Source organism: Actinopolyspora biskrensis (genome assembly GCF_013408175.1).
GTDB classification, from domain to species: domain Bacteria; phylum Actinomycetota; class Actinomycetes; order Mycobacteriales; family Pseudonocardiaceae; genus Actinopolyspora; species Actinopolyspora biskrensis.
The window spans coordinates 402,240-416,728 of sequence record NZ_JACBYW010000006.1; the positions used below are offsets into that span (position 1 = coordinate 402,240).

Sequence of the window (14,489 nt, forward strand, 5' to 3'; positions counted from 1 at the left end):
ATCGCGCTCACCGCTGCTCTCCCCGTTCGGCTCGGGCCTGTTCGGCGCTGGTCGCCCCGATGACCGGCGGGGCGGTGCGTTCGTCGGTGCCGAACAGCTCGTTGGGGTCGTTCTCGTCGAGCAGCCAGTCGGGACGCTCGTGCGTGTCGTCGCCCTCACCGCCCTGCTGCTGGCCGCGCCCCCCGGCGCCGCCCATCGGGGCACCGGCGCCCGTGGTCGCGCGGGCCGCCCCGACACCGGTGGTCGCACCCGAGGTCGGAGGGGCGCTGCCGACACCGCCGCTCCCACCGCCGGGCAGCGACCCGGTGCCACCGCGACCGCCCGTGCCGGTTCCGGTTCCCGCGCCGGTGCCGGGGATGCCGCGACCGCTGATGCCCGCGCCCTCGGCCTTTCCTCCGAGCAGACCGCCACCGAGGACGGCACCACCGGCCGCCAGCCCGGCACCACCCGCTGCGCCCGCGAGCGCGCCGCGCTGGTCCCCGGCGAAGGGGTCCGTATCGACGGAATCGCGCTGTGACCACCACGCGGACCGCGTTCCCCCTGGGGAACCGCTGCCGCCGCCGTGGCCACCACCGGAAGCGCCGGATCCGGTGCTGCCGCCGGCGGCGGTCCCGGAGCCGGTGCCGGTGTGCCCGGACGTGCCGGCCTGGTCGGTTCCGGCCGGGCCCGAGTAGCCCCCCGCACCGGTCCCACCGATGCGGGCGACGTCCGAACCGGAGCCGTCGCCGCTGCCGCCGACACCGAACCCGCCGACGCCGGTGCCGCCACCCGGTTCCCGGCCGTCGGGCGGCGGGGGCTTGGAGGCCTCCTTGTGCCCGTCGAAGGACGGAACCGCCCCGGTGTTTCCGCCGGTGGTGTCGCCGTAGCCGCGCAGCGACATCTGGTTCTGTTGCTGCTGCGCCTGGTAGCTCTGGGCCTCGACCGCGTAGCCCGCCGGATTGGCGGGAACCGTCAGCGGGTTCATCGTCGGCGGCTCGGAGGGCACGTCGACGACGTTCTTCTTGCTCTCGTTGAAGCCGGAGCTCTGCGCCTCCAGCACCTTTCCGGCCTCCCGGCAACGGCTGCCCGCCGTGTCGGCGGCGTCGCGCAGCGGGCGGATCGAGCTCTGCGCCGCCTCGGCGGCCTCGCCCTGCCAGGAGGAGCGCATCATGCCGAGGGCACCGTCGAGCTCGGTCGCCACCTCGGAGTGCTTCTCGGAGACCTTGCCCCAGCCCCGCACGGCCTCGTCGAGGCTGCCGGTTCCGGCTCCGTGGTGGAACCACACGTAGATCTGGTGGCCGTCCGTCCCCTCCGGACGGATGTCAGGGGTCAGCTGGTCGTGCACCCAGTCGCAGGCGCTGTTGAACCCCTCGGCGGTGGAGCTCGCGGCGCGCTGCACCCCGTCGACGACGGCGTTGCCCGCGTCCTGGACGCCCTCCACGACGTTGTTGACCACGTCCATGCCCCAGCCCATCAGGCACCCGCCTTCAGCGTCTTCACGACCTCGGTCGCCACGTCACGGGCACGCCCGCACGGATCGTCCGCGTAGGGTGAGCCTTCGCCGAGCTGAACCTGAGTGAGGAAGGTCAAGCTGTCGGTAACGCCGACCTCGACCTCGCAGGTTCCTTCCTGCTCTGGCGTACTAGCCGAGCTACCCGCCGCGACAGCCGGTTTCCCAGCGATTGGTTCCAGTTCCCGGAAGTATTCGAAAACGCCTTGTCCGCGCCTGAAGTAAGTATTCTTCAGCCCGTCCCCGTTGACCATGAAGGTCACACCAGTACTGGAAACCGTGTAGTCCGGTGGCCCACCCATGTACTGCCAACTGCAGCTTGGTCCTCCCGTGGCTTCCTTATCCACTTCGGGCTCCCATTGCTGCATGTCCAGGGTCTCGATCTGTCCCTTTTCGAGAACACTGCACGGCTTCTGCTGGAACGCCTCGGTATCCAAGGGCTCCTGCACCTTCGGAGCACCGTGCATGTTCACCGAAGAGGACGACGGCTGCTCCGAGGTGTCCGTGGTGCCCGCGCCCGAACCGCACCCGGCCAGCAGGACCACCGCCGACAGCGCGGCACTCGTCAGGGCAAGCTTGTGTCGCACCGTCACGCCTCCGCCCTGAACCGGCGGGCCGCCTCGTCGTCATCGGCGTCATAGCGCCGCATTGCCGCTTCGAGGTTCTCCATTATCGCCTGAATGTTCGCCTTGTCCTGCTTATTCGAGGTTACGTAATTGTTCACCAATTCCGGCCCCATGGCCTTGACCGCCTGCTGGCTGTACGGGTCACCACCAGGAGGAACGATGCGATCGTGCTGCAGGGCTTCCCGCTCAGCATCGTCCAAGTGCCCCAGAGCTCGCTGAAGCTTGGTGATGACCTCGGGGATCTGCTCACGGTCGACCTGGTAACTCATGCCGGTGGCCGCGCCCGAGGCGATCGCCTGCGGCGCGTCGGCGGGCTTGGCGATCATCCCGTCGCCCATCACGGCCATCTGAACCTCGGCCACGCACGAACCTCCTGTCCGACCGGATCCTCCGAGACGCAGTCTGCCAGACGATCAGCGCGTCGTGTCCCGGTTCGATCAGGCTCCGCCCGCGAAGCCTCAGGTGTCGTAGCGTCCCGCGCTGACCTGCGCGAGGAACCGGCGCCACTGATCCGCCGGCACCGCGACGCGCGCCTCCTCCGGAGCCTTGGAGTCCCGCACCAGCGCCCCGTCCGAGACCAACGCCACCTCCACGCAGTTGTGCCGAGATCCGCTCCTACTGCTCTTGTGCCACACAAGCTCACTCATCGCTCATCCTCCCCATGACCTCGGCGATCAACTCTCTGGAACTCTGCTCATCCAACGCGTGTTCCTCAAGGTCCCAACGGGACTGGATGTACGGACCAACATCAGCGGGTTCGGTCAGGAAAACCCCGAAGTAGCGGGCCTCCACGTACACGTGCGCGCTGCCGTCCGGAAGCTCGTACAGCGAGAAAGCACCGTCCAACGCAGGATGTGCCGCCGAACTGAGCGGAACGACCCGAACTACGACGTTCTCGCGCCGTTGAATCACCAGCAGATGTTCGAGCTGTTCCTTCACCACTCCTACGTTCCCGAGGGTGCGGTGCAATGCGCTCTCGTCGATGAGGAAGGTCACACGCGGGGGATCCGGTCGCGACAGAACTGCTTGCCTGCTAAGACGCGTCGCTACCCTGTGCTCCGGATCCTGTCCCGTGACGTCGGAAGTGGCAATCAACCGCCGAGAGTAGTCGGAAGTCTGTGCCAGTCCGGGGATCAGAGCGATCTCGACGCTCGTAATAGCGGAAGCCTCCCGCTCCAACGTCATCAAACTGGCCAGCTGATCGGGCTCACCGGAGGCCATCTCCAGCCACGCCGTACTGTCCTCGGTCGCTCGCTGCACGAGCAGAAGCTTCTGTTCGCCCGTGACGCCGTACAGGGCGCAGAGGGCATTCATCTCGTCCCGCCCAGGAAGACGTTGTCCCAACTCGGTTCGATTCACCGAAGCAGGTGACAACCCGAGCGAGGATGCCACCGATCGGGTGGTCATTCCGCTTTTTTCCCTGAGCTCGCGCAGTTGCACACCGAGCCCGATCTGACGCAGCTTCTTGCCTTCACCCACGAGTCGACCTCCCGATTCGCTGTCGCCCTGTCTCGCGTCTGAGACAAATGATCTCCACGAATTTGCTTTGCCCTGCAGCTTCACAAATTCGTGAAACACAGCTTAGCGATCTAGCTTCACCGGAGTAAGGCGCTGAACTGGAATTGATCCGAAAGGGCGACCATGTTTCCGAACCCGTACGACGAGCGCGACGACGTGTTCTGGATCGTCGGGCTGTCCACCGACGTCCGGCACGCCACCGAGGTGATCCCCGGGGCACAGCCACCCGGCGAGTGGGTGCCGACGCTGTGCCACCACTGGATCCGGCTGCCGTTCCCGACCCCAGCGGGCCGCGTCCCGAGCACGGCCGCGATCCAGCGGCAGTGCCCCCGCTGCGGCGAGCTCGCCGAGCAGCGGGACTGCTCCGGAGTCATCTGGGACTTCTGAGTCGCGAACTGCGGCGGAACTCTGCGTAGTTGCTCGGGTAGCCGTCACGTGAGTCGGCGCCTTGCCGCGTTGGAGGGCACCTCGAGCAGCGGCCCCGACATCGGGGAGCGACGACCGCGGGGTGCTTCGTCAGCCGGGAACCAGGACGTCGACCGCGCGCGGCACGCACTCCACGTCCAACGGCGCCCCGGCCAGCGGCTCCCCGTCCGCGTAGGCGGTCACTCCCGGGACGGACAACGAGACCCTCCGGGCCCTGAAGGTGCTCACCTGGGAGTACTCCACGTGCTTTCCACTGTAGACCGTGGGCAGCACGCGGATCAGCCGCCGGGCCGCGACCTGGCCGATCACGGTCACGTCGAGCAGCCCGTCGTCGGGAACGGCATCGGGGCAGATCCGCATCCCGCCGCCGTAGCTGGGGCCGTTGCCGACCGCCACGAGCACGGCCCGCGTGTGCCTGCGCTCGCCGTCCAGCTCCAGCACGTAGTCCAGCGGCCGCAGCCTGGCCAGTTCGGCGAGCACGGCCAGGTTGTAGCGCCACTTGCCGCGCGGCCAGGACATGCGGTTGGTGCGCTCGTTGACCCTGGCGTCGAACCCGCCCGCCAGCACCGTTCCGAACCAGCGATCCCCGCAGCGCGCGGCGTCGATCACCCTGGTTCCACCGTCCAGCACCACGCGCGCGGCCGTCTCCGGATCACTGCCGTGGATCCCCAGCATCCGCGCGTAGTCGTTGCCGGTTCCCGCCGGGACCAACCCCATCGGGGTGGACGTTCCCACCACCGCCCGCAACGCGATGTTCGCGATGCCGTCGCCGCCGCAGGCCACCAGCGCGTCGACCCCGGCGTGCACGGCTCGGCGGGCCAGCTCGGCCGACTCGGCGGCGTCGCATCCCACCAGCTCGTCGACAACCGCCCCGCCCGCGCGCAACGACCGCGCCGCGCGCCGCGCCGCGTCCCGGGCCTGCCCTCCTCCCGAAGCCGGATTGACGAGCAGCGCGATCCCACCGGACAAGGCTCCACCTTCCTCCCGCGGAGCGGGGTGCTCTCCGGCCGGGCGACACGACCGAGCGGAGGGGGTCAATCGATCAGTCGGCCGGTCAAACACCGTCCGGGATCAGCTTGCCGGGGTTGAGCACCCCTTCGGGGTCCACAGCGGACTTGACCGCGCGCAGCACCTCCACACCGAGGCCACCCACTTCGTCGGTCATCCACTCCCTGTGGTCCAGACCGACCGCGTGGTGGTGCGTGATCGTGGCCCCGGCCGCCGCGATCGCCTCGGCCGCGGCCCGCTTGGCCCGCCGCCACTGCTCGACGGGCTCCCGGCCGCGCGCGCAGGCCACGGTGAAGTACAGCGAGGCACCGGTCGGGTAGACGTGCGAAACGTGGCACATGACCAGCGGCGGCGTTCCCTGCTCGGTGAGGGACTCCGTCAGCGCGTCCCGCACCGCGGTGCGGGTGGCGTGCAGGTTCGACCAGCTCGTCGCGGTCTCCAGGGTCTCGGCCAGCGCGTTGACGTCCAGCAGCGCATCGCGCAGGTAGGGCGCGTGGAACCGGCCCTTCTCCCAGGAGATCGCGGGGTCCGCGCCGAGCGGGGTCCCCCCGGCCGCGCGCAGCAGCGCCGCCGCCTCGGCGTGCCGCGCCGCCACGTGCTCGGCACTGCCCTCGTAGGTGGTGATCAGCAGGCAACCGTCCGAAGCGGCCTGGACGCCCACCTCGGCCGAGGAGAGGTTGAGCCCGGTCTCCACCTCGTCGGAGAGGCGGGCCACGGTGGGCAGCGCCCCGGTCTGCGCGAGGTCGCGCAACGCGGCCGATCCGGAGCCGAAATCGGGGAAGGACCACGCCTCGTGGTGCTTCTCGGCCGGCTTCGGGTGTATCCGCACCGTCACCTCGGTGATCACCCCGAGCGTTCCCTCCGAACCGAGCAGCAGTTGCCGCAGGTCCGGTCCCGCCGCCGAGGCGGGCGCTCGTCCCGGACCGAGGGTTCCGCGCGGGGTGGCGACTCTCAGGTCGACGACCATGTCGTCGAACCGCCCGTATCCCGCCGAGGCCTGCCCGGAGGACCTGGTGGCCGCGAAACCGCCGATGGTGGCGTACTCGAAGCTCTGCGGGAAGTGGCCGAGCGAGTACCCGTGCGCGCCGAGCAGCTCCTCGGCCTCGGGGCCGCGCAGTCCCGCCTGCAGCGTCGCCGTGGCGGACTCGGAGTCCAACCGCAGCAACCCGTCCAGTCGCGCGAGGTCCAGGGTGACCACGGCGGCGAATCCGTCGCGCCGCGGCTCCACCCCGCCGACCACGCTGGTTCCCCCGCCGAAGGCCGTTACGGCGATGCCGTGGCGGGAACAGCTGCGCAGCACGTTCTCGACTTCCTCGTGCCCGCCGGGGAGGACGACGGCGTCGGCGACGTCGGCGTCCCCGGAGCGGCGCCGCAGCAGGTCCGGGGTGCTCTTGCCTCCCGCGTGCCGCAAACGCGTGTGATCGTCGGTCCGGACCCGGGAAGCGCCGACGATCCCCTCGAGCTCGGAGCGCACCTCGGCGGGCAGCTCCGAGTCCCGTATCCGCACCTCGCTCTCGTCGACCGGAGGCGTGTCGCGACGTCGCACCCCCAGTCCCTCCTCCAGCAGCGTGCGAAGGCTCTCGTCCAGCGGACTCGCGTCCTCCGTGCTGCCCCAGGCGTTCCACGCCGGGGTCGGGGTGCGGCTGTGCGGTGCGGTCATGCGCTACAGTTTTACACATGACGTCAAGTCGTAACGAAGAGGCCATCCTGGACGCGGTGCGCGACTGCGTCCTCGCCGTCGGGATGCGTCGTACGACGCTGACCGAGGTGGCCCGGCGCGCCGGAGTGAGCAGGCCGACCGTCTACCGGCGCTGGCAGGACGTGCGCTCGCTGACGGCCGACCTGCTGACCCGGGAACTCCGCTCGCTGCTGCCCGGGGACGGTGCGACCGCGGGCAACGCGCGGGTGCGCGGCGTGGACCGGATCGTGAGCACCGTCGCGGCCGTGCGCGAGCACCCGCTGCTGCGCAAGATCCTGGAGACCGATCCGGAACTGCTCATCACCTACACCTTCGACCGGCTCGGCACCAGCCAACGGGAGATCCTGGAGGTGTTCGCCTCGGCGGTACGGGAGGGCCAGCGGGACGGCTCGATCACCGACGGGGACCCCGAGGAACTCGCGGCGATGCTGCTGCTGGTCACGCAGTCCGCCGTGCTCTCCCCGCGCATCGTGGCGGACCAGCTGCCCGCCGACCGCCTGGACGAACAACTGCGGTCGGTGCTCGAGAACTACCTGCGCCCCGCCGACTCCCCCGCGAAGGAGTGAACCGATGCGCGACACCTCGCTCAACGCCGCCCGCAGAGACCGAGAACTGTCCGAACTGGCCGAAACCGAGCGGGTGGACCTGCTGGTGGTGGGTGGCGGAGTCACCGGAGCCGGAACCGCTCTCGACGCCGCTTCCCGCGGGCTGTCGGTGGTGCTGGCCGAGAAGCACGACCTGGCGTTCGGCACCAGCAGGTGGAGTTCCAAGCTCGTCCACGGCGGACTGCGCTATCTGGCCTCCGGCGACGTCGGCATAGCCCACGAGAGCGCCGTGGAGCGCGGCGTCCTGCTGCGCACCACCGCACCACACCTGACACGTCCGCTGCCGCAGCTGGTACCGCTGCTCCCGGAGACGGGCACGCGGCAGGCCGCGTTGGTGCGGGCGGGCTTCCTCGCCGGGGACGCGCTGCGCCTGGCGGCGCGGACCGGTTCCGCGGCGCTGCCCGGTTCCCGGCGGATCAGCGCGGCCGAGACCCTGCGCATGGCGCCACCCGTTCGGCACGAGCGGTTGCGTGGCGGGCTGCTGGCCTGGGACGGACAGCTCACCGACGACGCCAGGCTGGTCACCTCGCTCGCGCGCACCGCGGCCGGGCACGGGGCCAGGGTGCTCACCCGTTGCGCCGCGGAGGACGTGACCGGCCAGGGGGCCGTGCTGCGCGACCGGATCAGCGGGGAGACCGTGCGCGTCCGGGCAGGTGCTGTGGTCAACGCGGCCGGGGTGTGGGCCGGCGAGGTCGCCCCCGAGCTCACGTTGCGCCCCAGCCGGGGGACGCACCTGGTGGTCTCGGCCGACTCGCTGCCCGGGCTCGACGCGGGGCTGACGGTACCGGTTCCGGGCACGACCAACCGGTTCGTCTTCGCACTGCCGGCGGACAACGGAAGGATCCACATCGGACTGACCGACGAGGAGGCGCCGGAGCCGGTACCGGACGTTCCGGAGGCCGCGGCGCACGAGGTGGACTTCCTGCTGGAGACGATCAACACCGTGCTGACCGAACCGCTGAGCTCCGCCGACGTGCTCGACACCTACTCGGGGCTGCGCCCGCTGCTGGACGGCGGCGCGGGCGGCAGCGCCGACCTGTCCCGGAGCCACGCGGTGCTTCCGGGAGGCAGCGGTGTGGTCAGCGTGGTCGGCGGCAAGCTGACCACGTACCGCCGCATGGCCGAGGACGCGGTGGACGCGGCGGTCCGGCACGCCGGTCTCACGGCAGGGCCGTGCAGGACCAAAAGGCTGCCGCTGGTGGGCGCGGACGCCCGGGCGCGGCTGTCGCGGGTACCGGCTCCCCGCCGCCTCGTCGCCCGGTACGGCACCGAGGCCCCCGCCGTGCTCGAGCAGGCAGCGGGGGATCCGGCGGAGTCGGAACCGGTGGCCGAGGGCCTGTCGGTCACCCCCGCCGAGCTGCGCTTCGCCGTGCGCCACGAGGTCGCGCTGGACGTCGACGACCTGCTCGACCGCAGGACCCGCGTCGGGGTGGTGGCCCGTGACCGAGCGGCAGCGCTGCCCGCCGCCCGGGAGGCGCTGGGGTGAGAGCGGAGCAACCGCCGGACCAGAGCGCGGAACGGTCTCAACGCATCTAGTTGATATCGATGATGCCACGCAGCGCGAACTTGATCCTGTCGATCTCCTCTGGTGTGATCCGCGCGCTGTGACGGCGACGCAGGCGCTGCTGACTGATCGATTTGACGTGGTCGCACATGGCGAACGTGGGCTGATTGAGGCTGCCCAAACGTGGCTGGTACGGCAAGCTACGATCGGTGTTGGTGCAGGGCACTACGATGGTGAGCCCGTTGGGCAGGGCGCACTCGAAAGCAGTGGAGATGACCACTGCGGGACGAAGGCCTGCCTGTTCGTGCCCGATCCGCGGGTTGAAGTCGACCCACCACACCTGCCAGGGACGCAGGGAGCGTTCGGTCATTCCGAGGTGCCCATGTCCGATTCGGCCAGCCCCTGCTGCTCGTCCTGGTAATCCTGCAGCTCATCGTCGGACAGGCGCGCCAGGGCCGTGAAGGACTCGTGCTCGAAGGCCAGCCGGGCCACGGTCTCGTCCAGGCTCGCACCTCCGTAGTCACGTTCGGCGATGCGCGCCAGCGTGTCCCGATTATTAGAATCAATTCGCATACTCGTTTGCATACTTCGAGTATGCCACATCTGAGAAGTTGTCGATAACCTCCTGGTCCGCCGTGCGGCACGAGGGTGCGCTGGACGTCGACGACCTGCTCGACCGCAGGACCCGCGTCGGGGTGGTGGCCCGCGACCGGGAGGCCGCGCTGCCCGCGGGCCGGGAGGCGCTGGGGGGAGAGCGGAGCACCCGCCGGACGTGCCCGGGCTGAGTGGTGGACTCAGCCGTGTCCACCATCGAACAGAGCGCGGTCGCCCGGCGGGTACTCTGCCAATCTTCCCGAACTGTCCGCCTCCCCACGTTCGAGAGCTCCTGCGAACCGCAAGACTTCATTTCGAGAAGATGTTCCGCGCGGAGTGCTGTGAGCTCGCCGTGCCGTACGGTCGCGGGGAGTCGAACCGACTGCGCACCTCGGCCGCCGCCGCGGTGTTGCCGGAAGCCTCGATCATCTTGGCCAGGCGGTTCGCGGTCATGGCGCGCACCGCGTTCTCCTGGTGGAGGCCGAGCTTGTCCAACAACGCTCCCACCTGATCGGCGACGGTGCGGGTTCCGTACACGAGCTTGCGGTAGATCCCCACCAGCACCATCACGAACAGCGGAACGGTCACCCAGGCGGGCCAAGCGAGCAACCAGCCGAGCACGAGCGGAAGCACGAAGGCGACCGCCAGGCCGGTGAACAGGATGCGGTTCTCCTTCGTCACGGACTCGCCTCCTCGGCACTCGAAGCCACGGTGTAATCCACGTCGTCGATCCCCTGGTAGGAATCGATCAGCCGGGTCAGACGTGCGGCCACGCCGGGAGCTCCCCCGGATACCTGGCTCCAGTCACGTGCCGTCACGTGGAGCTTGCCGAGCGCCTCGATTTCGTGGCCCGCCGCCTCGACGAGGACCCACAGCAGGAGATCCGGATTCCACGAGCGACCGGCGGCCTCCAACCACCACCGCACCGTCGACCAGGTCAGATCCGGCCGGTTGTCCATCATGGTGCGCCAGCTCAACACGAGTTCCGACCGCACGACCGACTCGGCCGCAAGGGGCTTCGTCGCCCCGCCGTCATCGAGCAGGCACCACGGATCGAGCATCTCCGCGAACAGGTCCGGATCCACTTTCCACCATCGCAATTCCCGGAACTCGGTGGCGAACCTGTGGATCACCCGGCGCAGCATGCCGCGGTCCGCCAGGGCCAGCCCGCGCAAGGCCTGTCGCGCGGTCGGCTCGGCGGGATCGACCTCTCTCCGAGCACGCTGATGCAGCCGCACCATCGCCTGCTCGGGGAACTCCGGTGCGATCACCTCGGTGCAGACGTGCACCAGGAGCTGTCCGACCGGAGCTGTCAGGTTCTCGTCGCAGGACCAGTCGTAGACGAGACGACGAAACCGCGTACCGTAGCGCCGATCGTTGAGGCCGATGACGAGCGCCTGGTCAGCGAACTGTATCCAGTATGCCGGAGAGGAATTCCGTTCGGTGTCGCTCCACCTGTTGATCGTCTGGATGATTCCCTCGACACACCCGGTGTTCAGGCCGTGTTCGAGGTACCGGTCCACGAGGTTCCGCCGATCACGGCGACTGAGCCATGCGGAGAAAACCGCGTTCTCGCTGCACTTGCAGAACCAGGGGCGCAGATCCGGGTAGTTCTCCCAGAAGTGGGAACGCAACGCCCTGTCGTAGGCGAAGGACCTGAAACCGACGCGTTCACCGTGCTGGTCCGGCCGGACCTCGAGGTCCTCGAGCTGGCTGCGATGACCGCGTTGTTCCAACCTCGGTTTTTCCCGGTCGGTCAGCCCCAGTAGCTCCATGAGGTTCTGCGCGACGAAGAAGACCGCGTCGGCGGAGGCCTCGCAGCACATCGCGGCGGCGAACAGCACCGCGCGCTGCCGTGCCTCCGAGTACCGCGCCACCTGCTTGGCGGCCTCCTCCCGACGTTCCGTAACCGCCGCCAGGGCTGCTTGCAGCCACTCGGACACCCACCAGTCGGGGTGATCCTTCTCGACCCGCACGACGAGACTCGCCAGCTTGGCGATGTCGCGGAGCGGGCCGGTCAAGTACTGGAGCAACTCCGGGGCGAGCTCCTCCTCTTCGGGTAGCGCGATCCCCGCTTCCTCCAGGTGCCTCCGCAGTACCACGTGTCCCGAAGGCCGCGCCATCTCGACGAACTGCCGGGCCAGCTCCTCATCGGCCCAGTCCTTCCCGTCGTACGGCAACACGACCACCAGACGGGCTTTCTGCTCGTCCAGCGCAGCACGAAGAGCCGGGAGCTCACGGCGACGGGCACTCAACGTGTCCGGGTCACCCCGCGTGAGATCCAGCAGGAGGCGTTGACCGTAACCGACCTTGTCCGGAAACAGCTTGACTTCGGCGGAGAGCGCTTCCTCGGTGAACTCCGCGAAGGAGCTCGTCTCGTCGGACAGTTCGTGCAGCAGCATCTTCGCCGCGCTGCGGCGACCGCTTCCGACGGGACCGTGCAGCAGCACCGCCCGGGTGTCGCTCAACCGTTCCCGTGCGAGACCGAATCCCTGCGGCGGCACGAAAAGGCGCTTGAGCCAACCGAGGTCATTTCGCGAGATCACCCCGCTCTCGCGCATGTACTCGGTGGTTTCCCGCAGGAAGTTCATGACCACCTTCGGCTCGATGAACTGATCCCCCGAGCCGGTGTGCACGTGACCGTATACCTCGTCGATGTCGGTCAATTGTCACGCTCGCCTCCGCTCTTCTCGCCGAAGTTCTGGCTGATTCCGCCGTGGTTGGACCCGGCCACGTAGTTGGTCCCGTCACCGTTGAAGGTGTTGTTGTACTGAGGACCGCCGCCGCTGTGCACACTCCCGTGGACAGTGCCGATGTCGGTTCTGTTTCCCTGGTGGAACTCGTGGGTCTGCACCACCCACTCGGCGGTCGTGTTGTTGACCGAGTTGCGCGTGCCCGTCCCCTCCGGTTCCTTCCGCACCGTCCGGTCCTCGAGGCCCGGGACGAGTTCGACGAGCTCGTGGGCGATCTTCGCCAGATCGTGCTCGGCGTTCCCGCTGTCGTAGCGCAGCGACTGGCAGTCCGCCAGCGGCGTCAGCGCAGGAGGAAGATCGGACGCGGAGAGTCGCGGCAGGCTCCGCCCGCACATCACCGGGATCACCCGGGTACCGGACTCCAGCGCGTTGAGGATCTCGGCGCGGGTCCAGTCGTCCTCCTTGTCCAGCAGCACGTTGCCCTCCGCGTCACGCATGGAGAGCCAACGATCGCCGATGAGCACCAGCAGCACCCGAGCACCGCTGGAACCCCGCGTCAACGCACCGCGGAAGTCGTCACCGGGCCGAATCGACTTGCTGGCACGGAAGACCTTCTCGTCGCCGAACCGCCGGGAAAGCTCCCGTTCCACGGCGACTGCGGCATCGTGACCGTCCCCGGTCCGGTAGTTGACGAAGATGTCCGCCACCGAATTCTCCTTTCACAACGGAAATCGGTTCTCTCGTTCAGCCGGTGCGAACGCGCAGCGACTGGGTCAGGCGCGGGGTCAGGTCCTTCACCGAAGGGTTCCCGCGGAACCGGGCGAGCGTGCGGTCCAGCCGCCGCAGGTCGGTGGTCACGGTCGCCGACTCGACCGCGTCGACGGTGTCGAGCACCCGCTCGGTGATCGCGCAGGCGTGCTCGACGTTGCCCGCCGCCGCGTGGGAGAGGGCGCGGCGAACCCCGTAACGGGCCCGGGAACGCGAGGCGTGCACCGGTACACGTTGGATCTCGTGATCCAGCACCGAACTCGCCTCACCGGGGCGCCCGAGATCGTGCAGGCACCAACCGGTCACCATCGCGACGGGATCCACCAGATTCGTGGTCCCCAGTGCCAGGACGGTGTTCGGTTCGGCGACGCTGTGCGCCTCACGCGCACGATCCAGGCTCCGCATGCAGGAGGCGTGATCCCCGGCCAGGGCGTGTCCCTGCGCCTCGCGTTGCAGGGCCGACGCGCGGAGGCGGGGCGGAGTACGGCTGTCTCCGGCCTGCTGGGCCAACTCGATCGTCCGCCACGCGTCGTTCCGGTAGAGCGCTAACAACGCGTGACGCACCCGCGTGTGGTTCGCCGAGCCGTGCTCTCCTGCGGCCTCCGCCATCTCGGCCGCACGATCGGTCCACCACAGTGCGGCTCGTTCCTCGCCGGCTTCCTGGGCCATCCACCCCGCGTACTCGGCGTAGCGGGAGCCGAGAGCCAGAATGCCGTCCCGGTTTCGGGAAGTGGCGTGCGTGGCCAGCTCACTCAGGGTGTGCGCGTGCGCGGTGAGGGCGGGTAGCACCACGGCGTGGCTGGCTGTCTGCCCCAGCTCGCGAAACTGGCCGAACATCGTCCGAAAGGTCTCCAGCGACCTCTCCTCCATCGCCGAGCCGCTGTTCGACCTCGAACCGAGGGAGACGGCCGAAGCCGCCCCCGCTGCCAGCAGACCGCGGCGATTCAAGGTCCGGAAACTCGTGCCGTCCCGGGCGGATCCCATAAACCACACCTCACCGTTCTCCTCCGGTCGCGGTGGTGCTTCGGACGAGGGCTCCGGAACCAGCTTGGTCAGCTCCCCACCGGCCCCGAGCTTGTCGTCGCAGAGTCGCGCGAGCGCCGGTATCGGTTGCTTGCGACCGGTTTCGACCTTGCTCAGGTACCCCTTGCTGTAGTGCACCCGTCCGGCCAATTCGGACAAGGAGAGCCCAGCTGCGATACGCGCCCGTCGAAGCTCCGTGCCGAACAGTCTGCATTGCTCACTCACATCTGCCTCCCGGTTTCCTGTTGCCCACGAACACGGACAACGGGCAACCGCTGTTCGCGGTTCTCGTGAGCGAACACGCTGTACTGGTGTGAGCGGAACTCACAGCCAACCGAACGCGCTGACACATCGAGCGGCACGCTAGGAGAGAAAGTGATCTTGAAAGGCGCGATTCGCGGATCGTCACCCGATGAGACCAGCGCGATCGATCGCCGTGCTCGCCCTCGGCACGCTTCGAACACCGCCGGCAGCACGAGCGCGGAAAAATCCGGGGCGATCACGCACACGCCGTACACCCCCGCACTCGCACTCCC

Annotated in this window: 18 protein-coding genes; 4 read left to right on the forward strand and 14 right to left on the reverse strand. The window is 69.0% G+C overall.

Going from position 1 to position 14,489, the window contains the following annotated elements; all coding sequences use genetic code 11:
• Positions 1-7 precede the first annotated feature (7 nt).
• The 5 genes from FHR84_RS17550 to FHR84_RS17570 all read right to left on the reverse strand — a co-directional run bounded on the left by FHR84_RS17550 (position 8) and on the right by FHR84_RS17570 (position 3,594).
• Entirely contained in the window at positions 8-1,453 is a 1,446-nt protein-coding gene (locus FHR84_RS17550) for a PPE domain-containing protein (RefSeq protein ID WP_179536599.1), read from the reverse strand.
• A complete protein-coding gene (locus FHR84_RS17555) occupies positions 1,453-2,082 on the reverse strand; it encodes a DUF3558 family protein (protein WP_179536600.1) in 630 nt (209 codons plus the stop codon). The genes FHR84_RS17550 and FHR84_RS17555 overlap by 1 nt, the downstream gene beginning before the upstream one ends.
• Positions 2,079-2,477: a hypothetical protein gene (locus tag FHR84_RS17560; protein WP_179536601.1), complete on the reverse strand. Its 399-nt coding sequence runs from the start codon at positions 2,475-2,477 to the stop codon at positions 2,079-2,081. The genes FHR84_RS17555 and FHR84_RS17560 overlap by 4 nt, the downstream gene beginning before the upstream one ends.
• A gap of 96 nt (positions 2,478-2,573) precedes the next feature.
• On the reverse strand, positions 2,574-2,762 hold the full coding sequence (locus tag FHR84_RS17565) for a DUF397 domain-containing protein (protein ID WP_179536602.1): 189 nt from the start codon (positions 2,760-2,762) through the stop codon (positions 2,574-2,576).
• Complete coding sequence (locus tag FHR84_RS17570) at positions 2,755-3,594, reverse strand: Scr1 family TA system antitoxin-like transcriptional regulator (protein ID WP_179536603.1); 840 nt, start codon at positions 3,592-3,594, stop codon at positions 2,755-2,757. Before FHR84_RS17570 ends, FHR84_RS17565 begins: the two co-directional genes overlap by 8 nt.
• Positions 3,595-3,756: 162 nt before the next feature.
• Between FHR84_RS17570 and FHR84_RS17575 the strand changes: the two genes are divergently transcribed.
• The gene (locus FHR84_RS17575; RefSeq protein ID WP_179536604.1) at positions 3,757-4,020 is read left to right on the forward strand and encodes a hypothetical protein; all 264 of its coding nucleotides are present in this window, start codon (positions 3,757-3,759) and stop codon (positions 4,018-4,020) included.
• A 129-nt stretch (positions 4,021-4,149) separates the two neighbouring features.
• Here the strand turns inward: FHR84_RS17575 and FHR84_RS17580 are convergent, their stop codons facing one another.
• Together FHR84_RS17580 and FHR84_RS17585 are read right to left on the reverse strand one after the other, a co-directional pair.
• Positions 4,150-5,028, reverse strand: a complete 879-nt coding sequence (locus FHR84_RS17580) for a diacylglycerol kinase (RefSeq protein ID WP_179536605.1) — start codon at positions 5,026-5,028, stop codon at positions 4,150-4,152.
• Positions 5,029-5,113: 85 nt separating this feature from the next.
• Positions 5,114-6,727: an FAD-binding oxidoreductase gene (locus tag FHR84_RS17585; protein ID WP_179536606.1), complete on the reverse strand. Its 1,614-nt coding sequence runs from the start codon at positions 6,725-6,727 to the stop codon at positions 5,114-5,116.
• A 17-nt stretch (positions 6,728-6,744) separates the two neighbouring features.
• Between FHR84_RS17585 and FHR84_RS17590 the strand changes: the two genes are divergently transcribed.
• Positions 6,745-7,332, forward strand: a complete 588-nt coding sequence (locus FHR84_RS17590; protein WP_179536607.1) for a TetR/AcrR family transcriptional regulator — start codon at positions 6,745-6,747, stop codon at positions 7,330-7,332.
• A gap of 4 nt (positions 7,333-7,336) precedes the next feature.
• A complete protein-coding gene (locus tag FHR84_RS17595; RefSeq protein WP_179536608.1) occupies positions 7,337-8,857 on the forward strand; it encodes a glycerol-3-phosphate dehydrogenase/oxidase in 1,521 nt (506 codons plus the stop codon).
• Positions 8,858-8,903: 46 nt separating this feature from the next.
• Here the strand turns inward: FHR84_RS17595 and FHR84_RS17600 are convergent, their stop codons facing one another.
• Together FHR84_RS17600 and FHR84_RS17605 are read right to left on the reverse strand one after the other, a co-directional pair.
• Positions 8,904-9,245, reverse strand: coding sequence for a type II toxin-antitoxin system PemK/MazF family toxin (locus tag FHR84_RS17600; protein ID WP_179536609.1), 342 nt, complete (start codon positions 9,243-9,245; stop codon positions 8,904-8,906).
• Positions 9,242-9,460 carry a hypothetical protein gene (locus FHR84_RS17605; RefSeq protein WP_218863030.1) on the reverse strand — a complete coding sequence of 73 codons (219 nt, stop codon included), beginning with the start codon at positions 9,458-9,460 and terminating at the stop codon, positions 9,242-9,244. The genes FHR84_RS17600 and FHR84_RS17605 overlap by 4 nt, the downstream gene beginning before the upstream one ends.
• Before the next feature lie 26 nt (positions 9,461-9,486).
• Here FHR84_RS17605 and FHR84_RS17610 point away from each other — a divergent pair, with 26 nt between their 5' ends.
• Positions 9,487-9,660: a hypothetical protein gene (locus FHR84_RS17610; RefSeq protein WP_179536279.1), complete on the forward strand. Its 174-nt coding sequence runs from the start codon at positions 9,487-9,489 to the stop codon at positions 9,658-9,660.
• Between the two features lie 118 nt (positions 9,661-9,778).
• Here FHR84_RS17610 and FHR84_RS17615 read toward each other — a convergent pair whose 3' ends face one another.
• Genes FHR84_RS17615 through FHR84_RS17635 form a run of 5 tightly spaced genes read right to left on the reverse strand, consistent with a single transcriptional unit; the run spans position 9,779 to position 14,456 of the window.
• Positions 9,779-10,150, reverse strand: a complete 372-nt coding sequence (locus tag FHR84_RS17615) for a hypothetical protein (protein WP_179536611.1) — start codon at positions 10,148-10,150, stop codon at positions 9,779-9,781.
• On the reverse strand, positions 10,147-12,135 hold the full coding sequence (locus FHR84_RS17620) for a hypothetical protein (RefSeq protein ID WP_179536612.1): 1,989 nt from the start codon (positions 12,133-12,135) through the stop codon (positions 10,147-10,149). Before FHR84_RS17620 ends, FHR84_RS17615 begins: the two co-directional genes overlap by 4 nt.
• Positions 12,132-12,869, reverse strand: coding sequence for a TIR domain-containing protein (locus FHR84_RS17625; RefSeq protein ID WP_179536613.1), 738 nt, complete (start codon positions 12,867-12,869; stop codon positions 12,132-12,134). Before FHR84_RS17625 ends, FHR84_RS17620 begins: the two co-directional genes overlap by 4 nt.
• 37 nt (positions 12,870-12,906) lie before the next feature.
• Complete coding sequence (locus tag FHR84_RS17630) at positions 12,907-14,178, reverse strand: NsdA family TPR-like regulatory protein (RefSeq protein ID WP_179536614.1); 1,272 nt, start codon at positions 14,176-14,178, stop codon at positions 12,907-12,909.
• On the reverse strand, positions 14,175-14,456 hold the full coding sequence (locus FHR84_RS17635; RefSeq protein WP_179536615.1) for a hypothetical protein: 282 nt from the start codon (positions 14,454-14,456) through the stop codon (positions 14,175-14,177). The genes FHR84_RS17630 and FHR84_RS17635 overlap by 4 nt, the downstream gene beginning before the upstream one ends.
• Positions 14,457-14,489 lie beyond the last annotated feature (33 nt).

Coding starts and splice junctions, on each gene's coding strand:
- FHR84_RS17550 (WP_179536599.1), bottom strand. CDS start 1,453: ATGGGCTGGGGCATGGACGTGGTCAACAACGTCGTGGAGGGCGTCCAG.
- FHR84_RS17565 (WP_179536602.1), bottom strand. CDS start 2,762: ATGAGTGAGCTTGTGTGGCACAAGAGCAGTAGGAGCGGATCTCGGCAC.
- FHR84_RS17575 (WP_179536604.1), top strand. CDS start 3,757: ATGTTTCCGAACCCGTACGACGAGCGCGACGACGTGTTCTGGATCGTC.
- FHR84_RS17585 (WP_179536606.1), bottom strand. CDS start 6,727: ATGACCGCACCGCACAGCCGCACCCCGACCCCGGCGTGGAACGCCTGG.
- FHR84_RS17590 (WP_179536607.1), top strand. CDS start 6,745: ATGACGTCAAGTCGTAACGAAGAGGCCATCCTGGACGCGGTGCGCGAC.
- FHR84_RS17595 (WP_179536608.1), top strand. CDS start 7,337: ATGCGCGACACCTCGCTCAACGCCGCCCGCAGAGACCGAGAACTGTCC.
- FHR84_RS17600 (WP_179536609.1), bottom strand. CDS start 9,245: ATGACCGAACGCTCCCTGCGTCCCTGGCAGGTGTGGTGGGTCGACTTC.
- FHR84_RS17605 (WP_218863030.1), bottom strand. CDS start 9,460: ATGCAAACGAGTATGCGAATTGATTCTAATAATCGGGACACGCTGGCG.